At 71.5% G+C, this 14,860-nt stretch carries 13 protein-coding genes; 4 read left to right on the top strand and 9 right to left on the bottom strand.

Annotated features, from left to right (window positions below):
- Positions 1–71 precede the first annotated feature (71 nt).
- The gene (locus tag ACIBA9_RS30695; RefSeq protein ID WP_399368119.1) at positions 72–704 is read right to left on the bottom strand and encodes an HAD family acid phosphatase; all 633 of its coding nucleotides are present in this window, start codon (positions 702–704) and stop codon (positions 72–74) included.
- Positions 705–1,157: 453 nt separating this feature from the next.
- On the opposite strand from ACIBA9_RS30695, the gene ACIBA9_RS30690 reads away from it, so the two are divergent.
- Positions 1,158–1,709 carry a M23 family metallopeptidase gene (locus tag ACIBA9_RS30690; RefSeq protein WP_399368117.1) on the top strand — a complete coding sequence of 184 codons (552 nt, stop codon included), beginning with the start codon at positions 1,158–1,160 and terminating at the stop codon, positions 1,707–1,709.
- A gap of 52 nt (positions 1,710–1,761) precedes the next feature.
- On the opposite strand, the gene ACIBA9_RS30685 is transcribed toward ACIBA9_RS30690, so the two are convergent.
- Positions 1,762–2,361 carry a TetR/AcrR family transcriptional regulator gene (locus tag ACIBA9_RS30685; protein WP_399368115.1) on the bottom strand — a complete coding sequence of 200 codons (600 nt, stop codon included), beginning with the start codon at positions 2,359–2,361 and terminating at the stop codon, positions 1,762–1,764.
- A 126-nt stretch (positions 2,362–2,487) separates the two neighbouring features.
- Here ACIBA9_RS30685 and ACIBA9_RS30680 point away from each other — a divergent pair, with 126 nt between their 5' ends.
- On the top strand, positions 2,488–4,062 hold the full coding sequence (locus ACIBA9_RS30680) for an MDR family MFS transporter (RefSeq protein ID WP_399368113.1): 1,575 nt from the start codon (positions 2,488–2,490) through the stop codon (positions 4,060–4,062).
- A 130-nt stretch (positions 4,063–4,192) separates the two neighbouring features.
- Here the strand turns inward: ACIBA9_RS30680 and cseC are convergent, their stop codons facing one another.
- The 5 genes from cseC to ACIBA9_RS30655 form a co-directional block, all read right to left on the bottom strand.
- Entirely contained in the window at positions 4,193–5,548 is a 1,356-nt protein-coding gene (gene cseC / locus ACIBA9_RS30675; RefSeq protein WP_362150362.1) for a two-component system sensor histidine kinase CseC, read from the bottom strand.
- Positions 5,549–5,559: 11 nt separating this feature from the next.
- The gene (gene cseB, locus ACIBA9_RS30670; RefSeq protein ID WP_399368111.1) at positions 5,560–6,264 is read right to left on the bottom strand and encodes a two-component system response regulator CseB; all 705 of its coding nucleotides are present in this window, start codon (positions 6,262–6,264) and stop codon (positions 5,560–5,562) included.
- Between the two features lie 32 nt (positions 6,265–6,296).
- On the bottom strand, positions 6,297–6,947 hold the full coding sequence (locus tag ACIBA9_RS30665; protein WP_362150367.1) for a hypothetical protein: 651 nt from the start codon (positions 6,945–6,947) through the stop codon (positions 6,297–6,299).
- Positions 6,935–7,474 (bottom strand): SigE family RNA polymerase sigma factor, encoded by a 540-nt coding sequence (locus ACIBA9_RS30660; protein ID WP_020941444.1) that lies wholly within the window; start codon positions 7,472–7,474, stop codon positions 6,935–6,937. The genes ACIBA9_RS30665 and ACIBA9_RS30660 overlap by 13 nt, the downstream gene beginning before the upstream one ends.
- A gap of 268 nt (positions 7,475–7,742) precedes the next feature.
- Complete coding sequence (locus ACIBA9_RS30655; protein ID WP_393902055.1) at positions 7,743–8,618, bottom strand: A/G-specific adenine glycosylase; 876 nt, start codon at positions 8,616–8,618, stop codon at positions 7,743–7,745.
- Between the two features lie 180 nt (positions 8,619–8,798).
- Here ACIBA9_RS30655 and ACIBA9_RS30650 point away from each other — a divergent pair, with 180 nt between their 5' ends.
- Entirely contained in the window at positions 8,799–9,629 is an 831-nt protein-coding gene (locus tag ACIBA9_RS30650; RefSeq protein ID WP_399368108.1) for a hypothetical protein, read from the top strand.
- 171 nt (positions 9,630–9,800) lie between these two features.
- Here the strand turns inward: ACIBA9_RS30650 and disA are convergent, their stop codons facing one another.
- Positions 9,801–10,925 carry a DNA integrity scanning diadenylate cyclase DisA gene (gene disA / locus ACIBA9_RS30645; protein ID WP_362150375.1) on the bottom strand — a complete coding sequence of 375 codons (1,125 nt, stop codon included), beginning with the start codon at positions 10,923–10,925 and terminating at the stop codon, positions 9,801–9,803.
- Positions 10,926–11,005: 80 nt separating this feature from the next.
- Entirely contained in the window at positions 11,006–12,415 is a 1,410-nt protein-coding gene (gene radA, locus ACIBA9_RS30640) for a DNA repair protein RadA (protein ID WP_399368106.1), read from the bottom strand.
- Between the two features lie 187 nt (positions 12,416–12,602).
- On the opposite strand from radA, the gene ACIBA9_RS30635 reads away from it, so the two are divergent.
- Positions 12,603–14,282 carry a hypothetical protein gene (locus ACIBA9_RS30635; protein WP_399368104.1) on the top strand — a complete coding sequence of 560 codons (1,680 nt, stop codon included), beginning with the start codon at positions 12,603–12,605 and terminating at the stop codon, positions 14,280–14,282.
- The last annotated feature ends 578 nt before the right edge of the window (positions 14,283–14,860 follow it).

The following is a 14,860-nucleotide window of genomic DNA, read 5'->3' as shown; positions in this document are numbered from 1 at the left end:
CCGTCACGGTCGAACGAAAGGGGCCGGTGCCTTCGGGCACCGGCCCCTTTCGCATGCCCGGAGACCGGCGCCTACGACAGCTGCCCGTCGTAGTCCGGCAGCTTGAACGTCCGCTCGGCGTGACCACCCGAGAGGTCGGTGGCGCTGTTGCCGATGTTCGCGATGATCGTGTAGCCCTGGTTCTCGATGTCGACGCGCTGGGCGGTCTTGTAGGCGGCGACATCCTTGAAGAGGTCGAACAGGCCGCGTACGTAGAGCCCGGAGACGTCGTAGCCGTCGTGCTCGAGGTTGTACTCGGTGGGCCAGTAGAGGATGCCCGGGCGGGCGGTGACGAAGAAGAGCTTGACGCCGTGGTCCTGGGCGTACCGGGCGACGTCCAGCACAGGCCTGTTGGCCGGCTGCGGGTAGCTGAAGCCGAAGTCGGTCTCCAGCGTGGTGTTGTCGATGTCGAAGACGACGGCCTGCCTCTCACCGGTCCCGGCGGCGGCGATACGCGCCTTCAGATACGGCAGGGCCTGATCCATCGTCGTCTGGCAGTCCTTCTGCCAGGTGGCGTAGTCGACCTTCGCTGAGGAGCCGCGCGCGGTCGCCGCCTCGGCCGGGGCGGCGGGGGCGGCCGTCGCCGCCGGGGCGGCCATCGCGGCCAGGGCGGCCACGGAGACGGCGGTCAGGGATACGCGGTGCGCCCAGGGGCGTCTGGTCATCGGTGGGGGTCCTCTCGCGTCCTGCACGTGCCTGGATGTCAGGGGCATGATCTGCGGTGCGGATGGCGCGAGGGGAACCGTAGGGTTACCGGACGGTAGGTGGCTAGAGGTCTGCGTCACAAAATCGTGGTCGCCGAAGGAGTGCCACGGTGACAAGCCGCACAGGCGAAATGTCCGGTACTAGCCGGGATAGTGGCATCCTTCCCCCCGACAAAACGGACATTCAGTGTCAGGTCATCTGATCGTCGCACGGAGAAATACGACGTCGTCGGGGGCGGTGCCGACGGTCGGGCGGGACGTCAAGAAGGCGGATGATTCGACGGTCACCTACTACAGAACGCCGTAGATAGGGCGTTTTGGGGTGAATGGGATGTTCGGTTACCAAGGATGAGCCGCTGCGGCGAACGTCTATGCGCCGGGTGGTCTCTCTGTCTCCGAGTACACGAGGTTCAGATGTTCCAGCGCGTTACGTCCCGTTCTTCCCGTACGTCTTCGCTCCGCAACCGCGTGGCCGTCCTGGCTGCCGGTGTCGGCGCCACGGCCGTCCTGGGAGCCGGGGTCGCGAGCGCCGCCGCGCCGTCCGCCACCTCCTGGATCGACCCGGTGAAGAAGTACACGCTCTCCGCAGGCTTCGCGCAGTCCGGCAGCCACTGGGTCGCCAAGCATAGCGGTCAGGACTTCGCCGTGCCGTCCGGTACCGAGGTCCTCGCCGCCCACAGCGGCACCGTGGTCAAGGCCGGCCCGAACGGCGCCGGTGACGGCCCCGCGTACGGCAACGCCATCGTGATCAAGCACGAGAACGGCACCTACTCGCAGTACGCCCACCTGTCCCGGATCGACGTCAAGATCGGTCAGGACGTCAAGACCGGCCAGCACATCGCCCTGTCCGGCTCCACCGGCAACTCCACCGGTCCCCACCTGCACTTCGAGATCCGCACGACCCCGAACTACGGCTCGGCCGTCAACCCGGTCGCCTTCCTGACCTCCAAGGGCGTGAAGGTCTGACCCGGAGGTCTGGCCCAAGGTCTGACCCGAAGGTCTGGCCCGAGAGCCCGGGCTAGGGCTTTCCGTGGGTGTGCTGATGCGCCTGCGTGACCAGATCCATGGCGACCTCGAGCACGGCCCCGCGCCGCTTCTCGAGGTCGTCCTCCAGGTCCACCATCACGAACATCCCGGCGTGCAGCGTGAACAGCGCGCTGACGCAGCGCACCTGCTCCACCAGCGGTGCCTGCGGGTCGATGAGGATGTCCCGGAAGCCGCGCAGCCGGTCCTTGAACGTGTCGCCGATGCGCAGTTCCCGCACCGTCGCCTGGTTCTCCTGCATGAAGCGGAAGAGCGGTTCGGCGCCGGCCAGCGCGTCGCTGTAGCGGCGGATGATCTCCTGCTTGTTCTCCAGGGTGTGCGGCAGCTCCCGGCCCCACTCGTAGAGTTCCTCCAGCGGCCTCGTCAGATCCTCGAAGAGGCTGACGATGATCTCTTCCTTCGTCTTGAAGTGGTAGTAGAGAGCCGCTTTGGTGACGTCGAGACGCTCGGCGATCTCGCGCAGAGAGGTCTTCTCGTACCCCTGCTCCGCGAACAGTTCGAGGGCCACGTCCTGGATGCGCTGGCGGGTGTTGCCGCGGCGCTGCTGCTTGGTGCCGTCCATGGTGCCGCCCATCCTCGTACTCCTCGCGCTCCCGCGGAAACTTACTTGACGCCCGGCTAGTGGCAAGGCTACCTTCCCAGTGTAACGAACTAGCCGGGCGGCAAGTAAGTATGTGCCGCAGGGGGAGTGTGGGTAAAGATGGCGGACACGGTAGAGAGTGTCGGCGAGGGCAAACAGCCCAGGAGCGTGCGGGTGGTCCTGCTCGCGCTGATGATCGCGATGATGCTCGCGATGCTGGACAACATGATCGTCGGTACGGCGATGCCGACGATCGTCGGTGAGCTGGGCGGCCTGGAGCACCTGTCGTGGGTGGTCACCGGTTACACCCTGGCCACCGCGGCCTCGACCCCGGTCTGGGGCAAGATCGGTGACATGTTCGGGCGCAAGGGGGCCTTCCTCAGCTCGATCGTGATCTTCCTGGTCGGTTCGGCGCTGAGCGGCATGGCCCAGGACATGGGACAGCTGATCGGCTTCCGTGCCGTGCAGGGTCTGGGCGCCGGCGGTCTGATGGTCGGTGTCATGGCGATCATCGGCGACCTCATCCCGCCGCGGGAGCGCGGCAAGTACCAGGGCCTGATGGCCGGTGTCATGGCGCTCGCGATGATCGGCGGTCCGCTGGTCGGCGGCACCATCACCGACAACTGGGGCTGGCGCTGGGCCTTCTACATCAACCTGCCGCTCGGCGCGGTCGCGCTGGCGCTGGTCACGGCGGTGCTGCACCTGCCAAAGAAGCGGGCCAAGGCGGGCATCGACTACCTCGGTGTGCTGCTGCTGACCGTCGGCATCACCTCCACCGTCCTGGTCACCACCTGGGGCGGTACCGAGTACGCCTGGTCGTCCGCGCGGATCATGGAGCTGATCGGCATCGGCGTCGCCACGCTGGTCGGGTTCGTGTTCTGGCAGACCAGGGCCGCCGAGCCGGTTCTGCCGCTGCACATCTTCAAGAGCCGCAACTTCACGCTGATGTCGCTCATCGGCTTCATCACCGGCTTCGTGATGTTCGGTGCCACGCTCTTCCTGCCGCTGTACCAGCAGGCCGTGCAGGGTGCCTCGGCGACCAACTCCGGGCTGCTGCTCCTGCCGATGCTCGGCGCGATGCTGGTGACCTCGATGATCGCGGGCCGGGTCACCACCAGCAGCGGCCGTTACAAGCTGTTCCCGATCGTCGGCGGCGTCCTGATGGTCATCGGTCTGTATCTGCTGTCGCTGATGGACACGGACACCTCCCGGCTGACCTCCGGCATCTACATGGCCGTGGTCGGCGCGGGCATGGGCTGCCTGATGCAGATCACCATGCTGGTGGCGCAGAACAGCGTGGAGATGAAGGACATGGGCGTCGCGTCCTCCTCCACCACCCTGTTCCGTACGCTCGGCTCCTCCTTCGGTGTCGCCATCATGGGCGCGCTGTTCAACCACCGGGTGCAGGACGTCATGGCCGAGAAGGCCGGCTCGCTGGGCGCGACCATCACCCAGAAGTCGGCGCAGCTCGACGCGAAGAGCCTGGACAAGCTGCCGGCGGTGGCGCGGGAGGCGTACCAGCACGCCGTCTCCTCGGGCACGCACGCGGCGTTCCTGCTCGGCGCGGCGGTCGCGGTGCCGGTGCTGATCATGGCGCTGTTCGTGAAGGAGGTCCCGCTGCGCAGCGGCCCCCAGAAGCCGGCTCCCGCGGAGGGCGGCGAGGTGGCTCCGCCCGCCCTGATCGACGCGATCTGAACCATCTGGACCGAAGGCCCCCGGCAGGTGTCCGCCCCGGGGGCCTTCGCCCTTTTCCCGCACACCGCCGAAGCGCCCTCGCGGGCCTGAACCCCGGTCGACCAGCCGCGGTGCTCTCGCCCCGGAGGCGTCAGCTCGTGGTGCCGGAGGTGGGCATCAGCGGGTAGCTGCCGGTGTTCGTCGGGGCGTGTTCCGGGAGCCAGAGGACGGCCACCGCGCCCTCCGCGGGCAGGCCGGCGGGGGCTCCGGCCGGGCGTACGTTGCGGAACGTCAGGCGGGCGCCCAGCACCCTGGCCTGGCCGGCCGCGATGGTCAGGCCGAGCCCGTGGCCCTGCCCGGCGCGGTCCATGCTGCCGGTGCGGAACCGGCTGGGACCGTCGGCGAGCAACGCCTCGGGGAAACCGGGACCGTGGTCGCGCACCCGGATGACCCGGCCCTCGACGGTCACCTCGACCGGTGGACGGCCGTGCCGGGCCGCGTTGGCGAGCAGGTTGAACAGCACCCGCTCCAGCCGCCGTGGGTCGGTGGTGACCGCGGACTCGTGCACCACCCGTACGACGATGCCCGGATCCTTCACGGCGACGCGGCGGGAGACGAACTCGCCGAGCATGATGTCCTGCAGCTCGGCGCGCTCCGAGGCCCCGTCGAGCCGGGCCACCTCCAGCACGTCCTCCACCAGGGTGCGCATCGCTTTCGCCCGGTCCAGCACCAGTTCCGTGGGCCGGCCGGGCGGCAGCAGTTCCGCGGCCGTCAGCAGACCCGTCACCGGGGTGCGCAGCTCGTGCGCGATGTCGGCGGTGACCCGCCGTTCGGCCTCCAGCCGCTGCCGCAGCGCGTCCGCCATCGCGTCCACCGCGCGCGCGAGATCGTCGGTCTCGTCCCGTACGACCCCGCCGATCGCGTCCCTGACCCGGACCTCGGTCTCGCCCTTGGCGACCTGGTTGGCGGCGGCCGCCGCCTTGCGCAGCCGCCCGGACAGCTGCCCGCCGATCAGCACGCCGAGCGCGCTGCCACCGAGCACGACCGCGACGGAACCGATGACCAGGGCCTGGTCCAGGTCGTTCATCACATCCGTGGAGCGGTCGGGAAGGTGGCTGTGCAGGGACAGTACGTGCCCGTCCTTGACCGGCACGGCCGCCCAGATGTCCGGCACTCCGCCGTGGTCGGTGACATCGCTGGCCCGGCGCCCCTGTTCGACCTTCTCCCGCAGCGCGGTGGGCAGCCCGGGGTCGTCCACCTTGATGCTCGGGAAGTTCGGGCCGCGCTTCTGCTCGTAGTTGCGCTGGGCGATCTGCACCCGCTGGTTGGCCAGGTCGCGCGCGTTGTCCAGCATCGAGACCCGGGCCGCGTTGTGCACGACGAGGCTCAGCGCGATCGCCACCAGCCCGGCCACCAGGGCGATCGCCGCGCTGAGCTTCCATCTGAGTCCGGTCTTGAGGCCGGCGCGCTCCACACGCCGTACCGGTCGCCGAAGGATCCCCCGCATGTCCGCCCCGCTCAGGCCTTCAACTTGTAGCCGAAGCCGCGGACCGTCTCGATCCGGTCCTGGCCGATCTTCTGCCGCAGCCGCTGTACGTGCACGTCGACGACCCGGGTGTCCCCGCCCCAGCCGTAGTCCCACACGCGCTCCAGCAGCTTGTCGCGCGAGAGCACGGTGCCCGGCGCGGAGGAGAACTCCAGCAGCAGCCGCATCTCGGTCGGGGTGAGCGCCACCGGCTGCCCCTCCCGGCGCACCTCCATGCCCTCGGTGTCGATCTCCAGGTCGCCGAAGGTCAGCGTGCCGCCGTTCATCGTGGACGCGGAGTCCTCCGGGTGCGCGGCCCCGCCGGCGTGTCCGAAGCGGCGCAGCACGGCGCGGATGCGCGCGACCAGTACGGCCCCGTCGAACGGCTTGGTGACGTAGTCGTCGGCGCCCGCCTCCAGGCCGAGGACGACGTCGATGGAGTCGGCGCGCGCCGACAGCATGATCACCGGCACGGTCGACTCGTCCCGGATGCGCCGGCACAGGCTGACGCCGTCCAGGCCGGGGACCATGACGTCCAGGAGCGCGATGTCGGGGCGGTTCGCCCGGAACGCCTCCAGGCCGGAGAGCCCGTCGGGCATGGCCGTGACCGCGAAGCCGTCCCGCTCCAGAGCGAGCTGGGTGGCCTCGCGGATGACGTCGTCGTCCTCGACGAACAGGACATGGGTCTGGTCTGCCATCCCGCCGCTCTCTGCCTTGTGTGTGTGGGGGGTCAGTTGTCCGGCGTGGGCATCGCGTCGCTGCCGGCCTTGCTGTAGTCGGTCTCGTGGCCGCTGATCCGGGCGAACCGGCCTGCCTTCCACCGGTACGTGATCACGGTCTCCTTGGACGGGTTCGACACCGGATCGTCCGTGTCGTAGACCTGTTTGGTCACCGTCAGGTCGGTGCCGTCGATCTCCGAGTAGACCGGCGACTCCTCCGCCTTGAACACATTCTTGTACGTGTCCCCGACGCGCCGGTACACATAGGTGCCGATGCCCACCAGGTCGCCGCAGGTCACGACGTTGACGAGGACGTCGTTGTCGGATCCGCCGGTCAGGTCGCCGTAGGAGACGTCGATCGGGTAGTCGTCGCCGGTGCACGGCTTCAGCTCCCGTTTCACCGTCGTGGAGACCGCGGGGTCCTTCTTGACCAGTGTGACCGCGTCCACCGGTCGATGGCCGCCGGAGGGGCTGGGGGCGGGGGAGGCGACGGCTCCCGCCACCGCCGAGGCGTGGGCCGGTCCCTCGTCCCGGGCCCCGGTGCCCCCCGCGCCGCACGCGGCGACGAACAGGGCGAGGGCGGCGAGCGCGGCCCCCACCGCGATCACCGCCTGTGAACTCCTGCGGATCCTCTCGGACCCGGCCCCGGTCAGGCCGCGCAACGCTCCCGCTCCTCACGCTCCAGCGCGCGTGCGTCCAGATCGCGGGCCTCCAGCTCCTCGCGGAGCCGGGCGAGCGCCCGGTGCAGCGTGCTCTTGACCGTACCGGCCGACATGCCGAGGGCGGCGGCCGTCTCCTCCGTGGACATCTGCTCCCAGTGTCGCAGCACCACGACACTGCGCTGCTTCGGTGCCAGGACCTTCATGATGTCCATCAGCAGGGCCCGGTCGGCATGCTGCTCGGTGGAGTCCTCCACGGAGGCGTCCGGCAGCTGCTCGGTCGGGACCTCCTCCAGCTTGCGCGCCCGCCACCACTCGGTACGGGTGTTGATCATGACGCGGCGCAGATAGGCGTCCGCGAGGCGCTTGTCGGCGATGCCGTCCCAGCGGCCGTACGTCCGCACGAGCGCCGTCTGCAGCAGGTCCTGGGCGTCGACCGGGTCCGGCACCAGGCGGCGGGCACTGCGCAGCAACGCGTCCTGCCGGGTGCGGACGTACTCCTCGAATTCGAGCACCTCGCCCTGCGCCATGATCAACCGCCTCCATTCCCCGTTCTCCGGCTCTCGCCCGAGTCCTGCTGTCCCCGTGTCCCGTGGTCTGCCGGGCACGGAAATGAAGCTACGGAGTGGTTGTCACGGGGCTGTGCGGACCAGCCTGCGGCCAGCAATCGGCTGTCCGTCGGTTGTGTAACGGAGTAAGGGGCGGGGGAGAGAGGGCGGCTCAAATGTCCGGTTACGAGGCTTTTGTGGGTGTCGAGGCTTCGTAACGGGACCGCGAGGGTGGTGACTTGGCGCGTGGTCAGGTGAGCGGAAGCCGGTAGAGGCCGCCCGGCAGCGGCTCCACCAGACCGTCCGTCACCAGTCCGTCCAGCGCCCGGCCTCGCTGCACCGGCTCGTGCCACACGCGGTCCAGCATCGCCTGCGGCACCGGCGTGTGCGCCTCCCGCAGCACGGCCAGCAGTTTGCCGCGCACCTGCCGGTCGGTACCGGCGTACGTCTGTCCGCGCCGCGGCGGTCCGGCGTGCTCGGGCTTGCCCGCGAGCCGCCAGGCGCACTGCGCGGCGATCGGGCACCGGTGGCAGTCCTCGTTCTTCGCCGTGCACACCAGCGCGCCCAGTTCCATGGAGGCGGCGGCCCACCGGGCGGCGGTCCCCTCCTCCTGGGGTAGCAACTCCCGGGCCAGGCGCCGCTCGGCTGCCGTGGTCGCGTTCGGCGGGTACTGCACCCCGCTCACCGCCCGCGCGAGGACCCGGCGGACGTTGGTGTCCAGCACCGGGTGGCGCTGGCCGTACGCGAAGGAGGCGACGGCCGCGGCCGTGTACTCACCGATCCCGGGCAGCGCCAGCAGCTGTGCGTGCTGCGTCGGCACGTCCCCGCCGTGCCGTTCCGTTATGGCGACCGCGGCGCCGTGCAGCCGCAGGGCCCGGCGCGGGTAGCCGAGCCGGCCCCAGGCGCGCACCGCCTCGCCCGGAGCCTCCTTCGCGAGGTCGGCGGGGCGCGGCCAGCGGGCCAGCCACTGCTCGTAGACGGGCAGCACCCGGTTGACCGGGGTCTGCTGGAGCATGAACTCGCTGACCATCACCCCCCACGGGCCCGCCTCCGGGCGGCGCCAGGGGAGGTCGCGGGCATGGGCGTCGAACCAGGCGATCACGGGGGTGTGGAGCTTCTCAGTCATGGCCTACCGATCCTGCCACGGGTTGGCGGTCCTGGTGGGTGACGGCGCGGTCACCGGGCGTCGCGATCGGTGAAGAAGGGCGTCGCCCGGGCGAGTTACCGAAATGATGATCCGGAAAAGTTGGCCGCGGCGCGGCGGGTGGCGCGAGCGCGCGTCACGATCTCTCGTAGAGTTTGCGGCGTGGGATCTCTGCGCAATCCGGTCGGGCCGCTTCCCTCCTCCATCTACTGGCGACGGAGGGCCGTAATGCTGTCCGTGCTCGCCCTGTTGGCGCTGGTGATCGCCTGGATCTTCGTCGCCGGCGGCGGGGGAGGCAAGAAGGACGACCGCGGGTCCGACGGCAAGAATCCCGCGCACACGATCACGCCCGGACCGTCCCAGTCGGGCCCCGCCTACAGCCAACACCCGGGCGGGCGCGACGAGTCGGGCGGCGGCGACTCCGGGGGAAGCGGCTCCGGCACCGCCGGCGCCGGCTCCGGCGACGACTCCGCCGGGTCCTCGGGGTCCTCGGGGTCCGCCGGTTCCGCCGGGTCGGGCGGTGGCTCGGGCCCGGGCTCCGGGAGCGGCCGTGTCGGTACGGGTGACACGGTGCCGGCGTCCTCCACCCTGCCCAACTGTGCCTCGGGCGCGGTGGAGTTGAGTCTGCGCAGCGTGCACAACTCCTACTCGCCCGACCAGACGCCGACCTTCGAACTCACCGCCAAGAACACGTCGTCCGGCGACTGCGCGGTCGATCTCGGGCCGAGGAAAGCGGTGTTGACGATCACGCCGGCGGCCGGGAACGACGCCTACTGGTCGTCGGCCGACTGTCCCGACGGCGCGGGGAGCCTGGTGTTCCGGGTGGCCGCGGGCCAGAGCATCACGTACACCGTGAAGTGGGACCGCAAGCCGAGCGCTCCGCAGTGCGCGACGCCCGCCGCCGGTTCGGCGAAAGCGGGCACGTACCTGCTGGAGGCCAAGGCCCCGGGCCTCGGCAAGGCGCAGGCGTCGTTCGTGCTGTCGGCGGACTAGGCCCTGTCTGACGATTCGCGTCGTCGCCCGAAGCGCGGCAGACGCGAATTGTCAGACTGGGCCTAGGGCCCGTCGTCGAATTCCCCTAGTCGCCCGAAGGGCCGGGCAGCCGGGAATGTGACGACAGACCCGGGGGGCCGCGGAGGACGGCCTCGGGCGCCGGTTCCGGCCTCAGACGTAGCGTTCGAGGATCGAGGACTCGGCCAGGCGGGACAGGCCCTCCCGGACACTCCTCGCCCGGGCCTCGCCGACGCCGTCGACCGTCTGCAGGTCGTCCACGCTCGCGGCCAGCAGCTTCTGCAGACCGCCGAAGTGCTCCACCAGGCGGTCGATGATCGCCCCCGGAAGGCGGGGGACCTTCGCCAGGAGCCGGAAGCCCCGCGGGGACACGGCCGAGTCGAGGGTCTCGGGCGAGCCCGTGTAACCGAGCGCACGCGCCACGGTGCCCAGTTCCAGCAGCTCCGCGTGGGACAGGGCGTCCAGCTCGGACAGGGCCTCGTCGACCGTGCGGGAGCGCTTGGCCGTCGGCTCGGGGACGTAGTCCCGCACGACCAGCTCGCGGTCGGGCTCGACCCCGGCGATCAACTCCTCCAGCTGGAGGGTGAGCAGACGGCCGTCCGTGCCCAGTTCGACCACGTATTCGGCGATTTCGGTGGCGATGCGCCGGACCATCTCCAGTCGCTGGGCGACCGCCGACACGTCCCGGACCGTGACCAGGTCCTCGATCTCCAGCGCGGACAACGTGCCCGCGACCTCGTCCAGGCGGAGCTTGTACCGCTCCAGGGTGGCCAGCGCCTGGTTCGCGCGGGAGAGGATCGCCGCGGAGTCCTCCAGGACCCGGCGCTGACCGTCCACGTACAGGGCGATCAGGCGCATCGACTGCGAGACGGAGACCACCGGGAAGCCGACCTGCTTGCTCACCCGGTCCGCCGTGCGGTGCCGGGTGCCCGTCTCCTCCGTGGGGATCGTCGGGTCCGGGACCAGCTGGACCCCCGCACGCAGGATCTTCGACAGGTCCGAGGACAGCACGATGCCGCCGTCCAGCTTGCACAGTTCCCGCAGCCGGGTGGCGGTGAACTCGACGCCCAGGACGAAACCGCCCGTGCACATCGCCTCCACCGTCTTGTCGGAGCCGAGGACGATGAGACCACCGGTGTTGCCGCGGAGGACCCGCTCCAGGCCGTCGCGCAGGGCGGTGCCCGGTGCCACGGCACTCAGCGAGGCGCGCATCAGGCCCTCGGTACCGGCACTCCCACCGGACTTTCCGGGAGCTGCTGCCCGGTCGTTGGCTGCCACTGCACTCCTCCGGTCGCAGGTTCTGAGGCGCTCCCATGCCCGCACTCGGTTCGTACGGACGGGCGAGACCTGCGCAAAGTCTACCGGCGCTCCTCCGCCTCCCGTGGGGCCTCTCGGCGAGGGGAGCGCGGCAGCACCCGGAGCGCGGCCCCCATGTCGGCGACTTCCAGGACCTTCATACCGGCCGGCACCTTGCCCGGATCGGCCGGCACGAGCGCGTGCGTGAAGCCCAGCCGGTGCGCCTCGCTCAGCCTGCGCTGGACGCCCGTGACCCGTCTGACCTCGCCCGCGAGACCCACCTCGCCGATGGCGACGAGGTTCTTCGGCAGCGGGGTGTCGCTGGCGGCGGAGGCCAGGGCGAGGGCGATCGCGAGGTCGGCTGCCGGTTCGGACAGCTTCACCCCGCCCACCGTCGCGGAGTAGATGTCCCGCTTGCCGAGCGCGCTGATCCGGCCGCGCTGCTCCAGCACGGCGAGCATCATCGACACCCGGGAGGTCTCCAGCCCCGAGGTGGTGCGGCGGGGGGAGGGGATCTGCGAGTCCACGGTGAGCGCCTGCACCTCCGCCACCAGCGGGCGCCGGCCCTCCAACGTCACCGTCAGACAGGTCCCGGGGACCGGTTCGTCACGACGGGTCAGGAAAAGTCCGCTCGGATCCGCGAGGCCCGTGATGCCCTCGTCGTGCAGCTCGAAGCAGCCGACCTCGTCGGTGGCGCCGTAGCGGTTCTTCACGCCCCGCACCAGCCGCAGGCGCGCGTGCCGGTCGCCCTCGAAGTGCAGGACGACGTCCACCAGGTGCTCCAGCAGACGGGGGCCTGCGATCGCGCCGTCCTTGGTGACATGGCCCACCAGCAGGGTGGACATGCCGCGCTCCTTGGAGGCGCGGATGAGGGCGCCCGCCACCTCCCGGACCTGGGCCATGCCGCCGGGGGCGCCCTCGATCTCCGGCGAGGCGACCGTCTGCACCGAGTCGAGGATCAGCAGGGACGGCTTGACCTCGTCCAGATGACCGAGGACGGCGGACAGATCGGTCTCCGCCGTCAGATAGAGATGGTCGGCGAGGGCGCCGATGCGGTCCGCGCGCAGCCGCACCTGGCTCGCCGACTCCTCACCGGTGACATAGAGGGTGGGGTGCTCGGCGCTCGCGGACTTGGCGGCCACGTCCAGCAGCAGGGTGGACTTGCCGACGCCGGGCTCGCCCGCGAGGAGCGCCACCGCGCCGGGCACCAGACCGCCGCCGAGCACCCGGTCCAGCTCGGGCACGCCGGTCGTGCGCGCGACGGCCTGGCGGCCGTCGACCTGGCCGATGGGCAGCGCGGAACTGGTGACCCGGCCCGGCGCCGTCGTACGCACCGCAGGCGCGCCGTACTCCTCGACCGTGCCCCAGGCCTGGCACTCGGGGCAGCGGCCGAGCCACTTGGCCGTCTGCCAGCCGCACTCGGTGCAGCGATAGGACGGGCGGTCCTTGGTGGTCTTGGTACGGGCAGCCATGCGGAAACCGTAGCCCGCCCCACTGACACCCGGGCCGGAAGCCGTCGGCGAACGGGCCGGAGGCGGGTCGGCGGCCGGGCAACGAAACGTTCCTGTCCCCTTATGAGGGATCGTTTCACCCGTACGGATTAAAAGTGCTCAAGGTTCCGGAACCGGCACTCCGCCGCCGCCTACGGTCGCACGGGTGATGAGCAGTCCGCAGACCACGACCCGCACCACCGGAGCGCACCGGGCGCACCGGGAGGCCAGTGACCGCGCCGCCGCGCGCACCGTCGCCCAGCGGCTGCCGGCGCGCTACGAACCGTACCTGGACGGCCTGTTCACCTACTGCCTGTCGGCGCTGTGCGACCACGAAGCGGCCACCGCGGCCCTCGGCGACGTCGTCGCCCTGGCCGAGCGGCGCGGGCACCGCGTCCCGGAGTCCGCCGCCGACCGCAGGGCGTGGCTGTACGCGCTGGCCCGCTGGGCGTGTCTGCGCAAGCTGGCCGAGACCAAGCAGAAACGTCAGGCCACCCACGCGGCGGGCCGCACCGCCCCCGGCAAGGCGGTGCCCGGTCCGTCCGCCGCCGCCGAGACCGAGGAGCGGCGGAGCCGCGAACTGGCCCTGCTGGCCTGGCCGGAGGCGGCCGGTACCACCCCCGAGCAGCGTGAGGCGCTGGAACTGGCCGTCCGCCACCACCTCGCCGCCCACGAGGTCGCCGCGGTCCTCGGCATGGAACCCGCCGCCGCGCGCGAGCTGCTCGCCACCGCCGCCTGCGAGGTCGAGCGCACCCGCGCGGCCCTCGCCGTCGTCGAGACCGGCGGCTGCCCGAGCGTGGCCCATCTCACCGGGGACAGCGGGCTGGTGCTGAGCGCCGCGCTGCGCCGCGAGCTGGTCCGGCACGTCGACGACTGCCCGCGCTGCCGCCGCATCGCCGAGCGCGCCGTCTCCGGCCGCTGGCCCGGCGATACGGTGACCCCGGCCGAGCTGCCGGTACTGGAGGCCCCGCGCGCGGCCCTCCACACGGCTCTCGCCCGCCACGCGCGCGTACGTGGCGCCGCCGTGCCCCGCTTCGACCGGCGGGGGTTCCCGATGGACCCCAAGGACCGCGCGGCCCGCCGCGACCGGCTGCGCGCGCGGGCCGTCACCACGACGGTCGTCGCCACCGTCGTCGCCGCGCCCGTGCTCGCGCTGTGGGCCGCCTACCGGGGGACGCCGACGGGCGACGAGGACGGCCACCGCGGCACCGCGAGCGAGGCACAGGGCCCCGACGCGCTCGGCGACGGCGCGGCCGGCGGTTACGAGAACGCGGGGAACGCCAGTCTGAAGCCCGGGGCGCGCGGCGGGAAGCACGGCAGGCCGGATGTCTCCGTGGAGGTGGTCAGCGTCTCCGGATCCGGCACGAAGGGCTCCGGTCGGCTGGAGGTCGGCGCGGCCAACGACGGCGACACCACGTTGATCACGCTCACCGCCGTCGGTTCCTCCCCGGTCCGCTGGTCGGCCTCCACCCAGGCGCGCTGGCTCTACCTCAGCAGGTCCTCGGGCACGCTGGAGCCCGGGGCGACAGTGACGATCAAGGTGTACGTCGACCATCTGCGCGAGCCGTCGGGCCACTGGCAGGCGAAGGTGGCGATCTCCCCGGCCGGAGCGGTGGTCTCCATCGACGGCTACGGCACCGCGCCCCCCGGCCGCCCGACGCCGCCCACGTCCACGGCCCCCGACCCGGCACCGTCCACCACACCCCCCACCGAGCCCCCCTCCACCGACCCCACCACCCCCACGAACCCGCCTTCGCAAGACCCCACGACCACACCGCCCACCACCCCCTCCCCTCCCCCCTCCACACCCCCACCCTCGGAAACCACCCCAGCCCCTTCGGGCAGCTGAGGGAGAGGGAACACCGCGGCAGGGGGCCGGGGACCCGACTCCGACGCGATGCCGCGCCCCAAGACCCGACCACGGTGCCGCCTCGGCCGGGCGGCAGGGCTCAGGGTCCGGCGCAGTCAGACCGGGGCATCCCGGTCGGCGATGACCCCGGGGGTCGGGGCAGGACAGGGCGCCGGAGGCCGGGGTATCCGCCGGTGTCGGGGGCATCCGGCCGGACAAAGGGCGCCGTACGCCGGGGCGATCGGTGCCGCACCGGGCATGTCCGCGCCTGCCCGGGACAAGCCCGACGGCCGGCCAACTGGGCCCCGGTCACCGGGGCCGACCGAGCCGAGCTCGGCGAACTCCGCCCACAGATGCCGGCGGCGGACCGTGCCGGACAGGGCCGAAGCCGGAGGCCAGGGCGGCCCCCCGGGGACGGCAGCCATGGCCCCCCTGGGGACGGAGGCCATGGCAGCCCCACCACAACGGCGGCCACGAGCCCCTCAGGCCGGGATCCACGCCGGTCCCCGGAATGGACGCCAGGGCAGTCCCCATCCGGGACGCAGGCGACGGCGATCCGCGCAGGCCGCGATCCACGG

It is taken from the genome of Streptomyces sp. NPDC051452, from assembly GCF_044454765.1.
Classification (GTDB): domain Bacteria; phylum Actinomycetota; class Actinomycetes; order Streptomycetales; family Streptomycetaceae; genus Streptomyces.
This window is presented reverse-complemented; position numbering and strand designations above follow the sequence as displayed.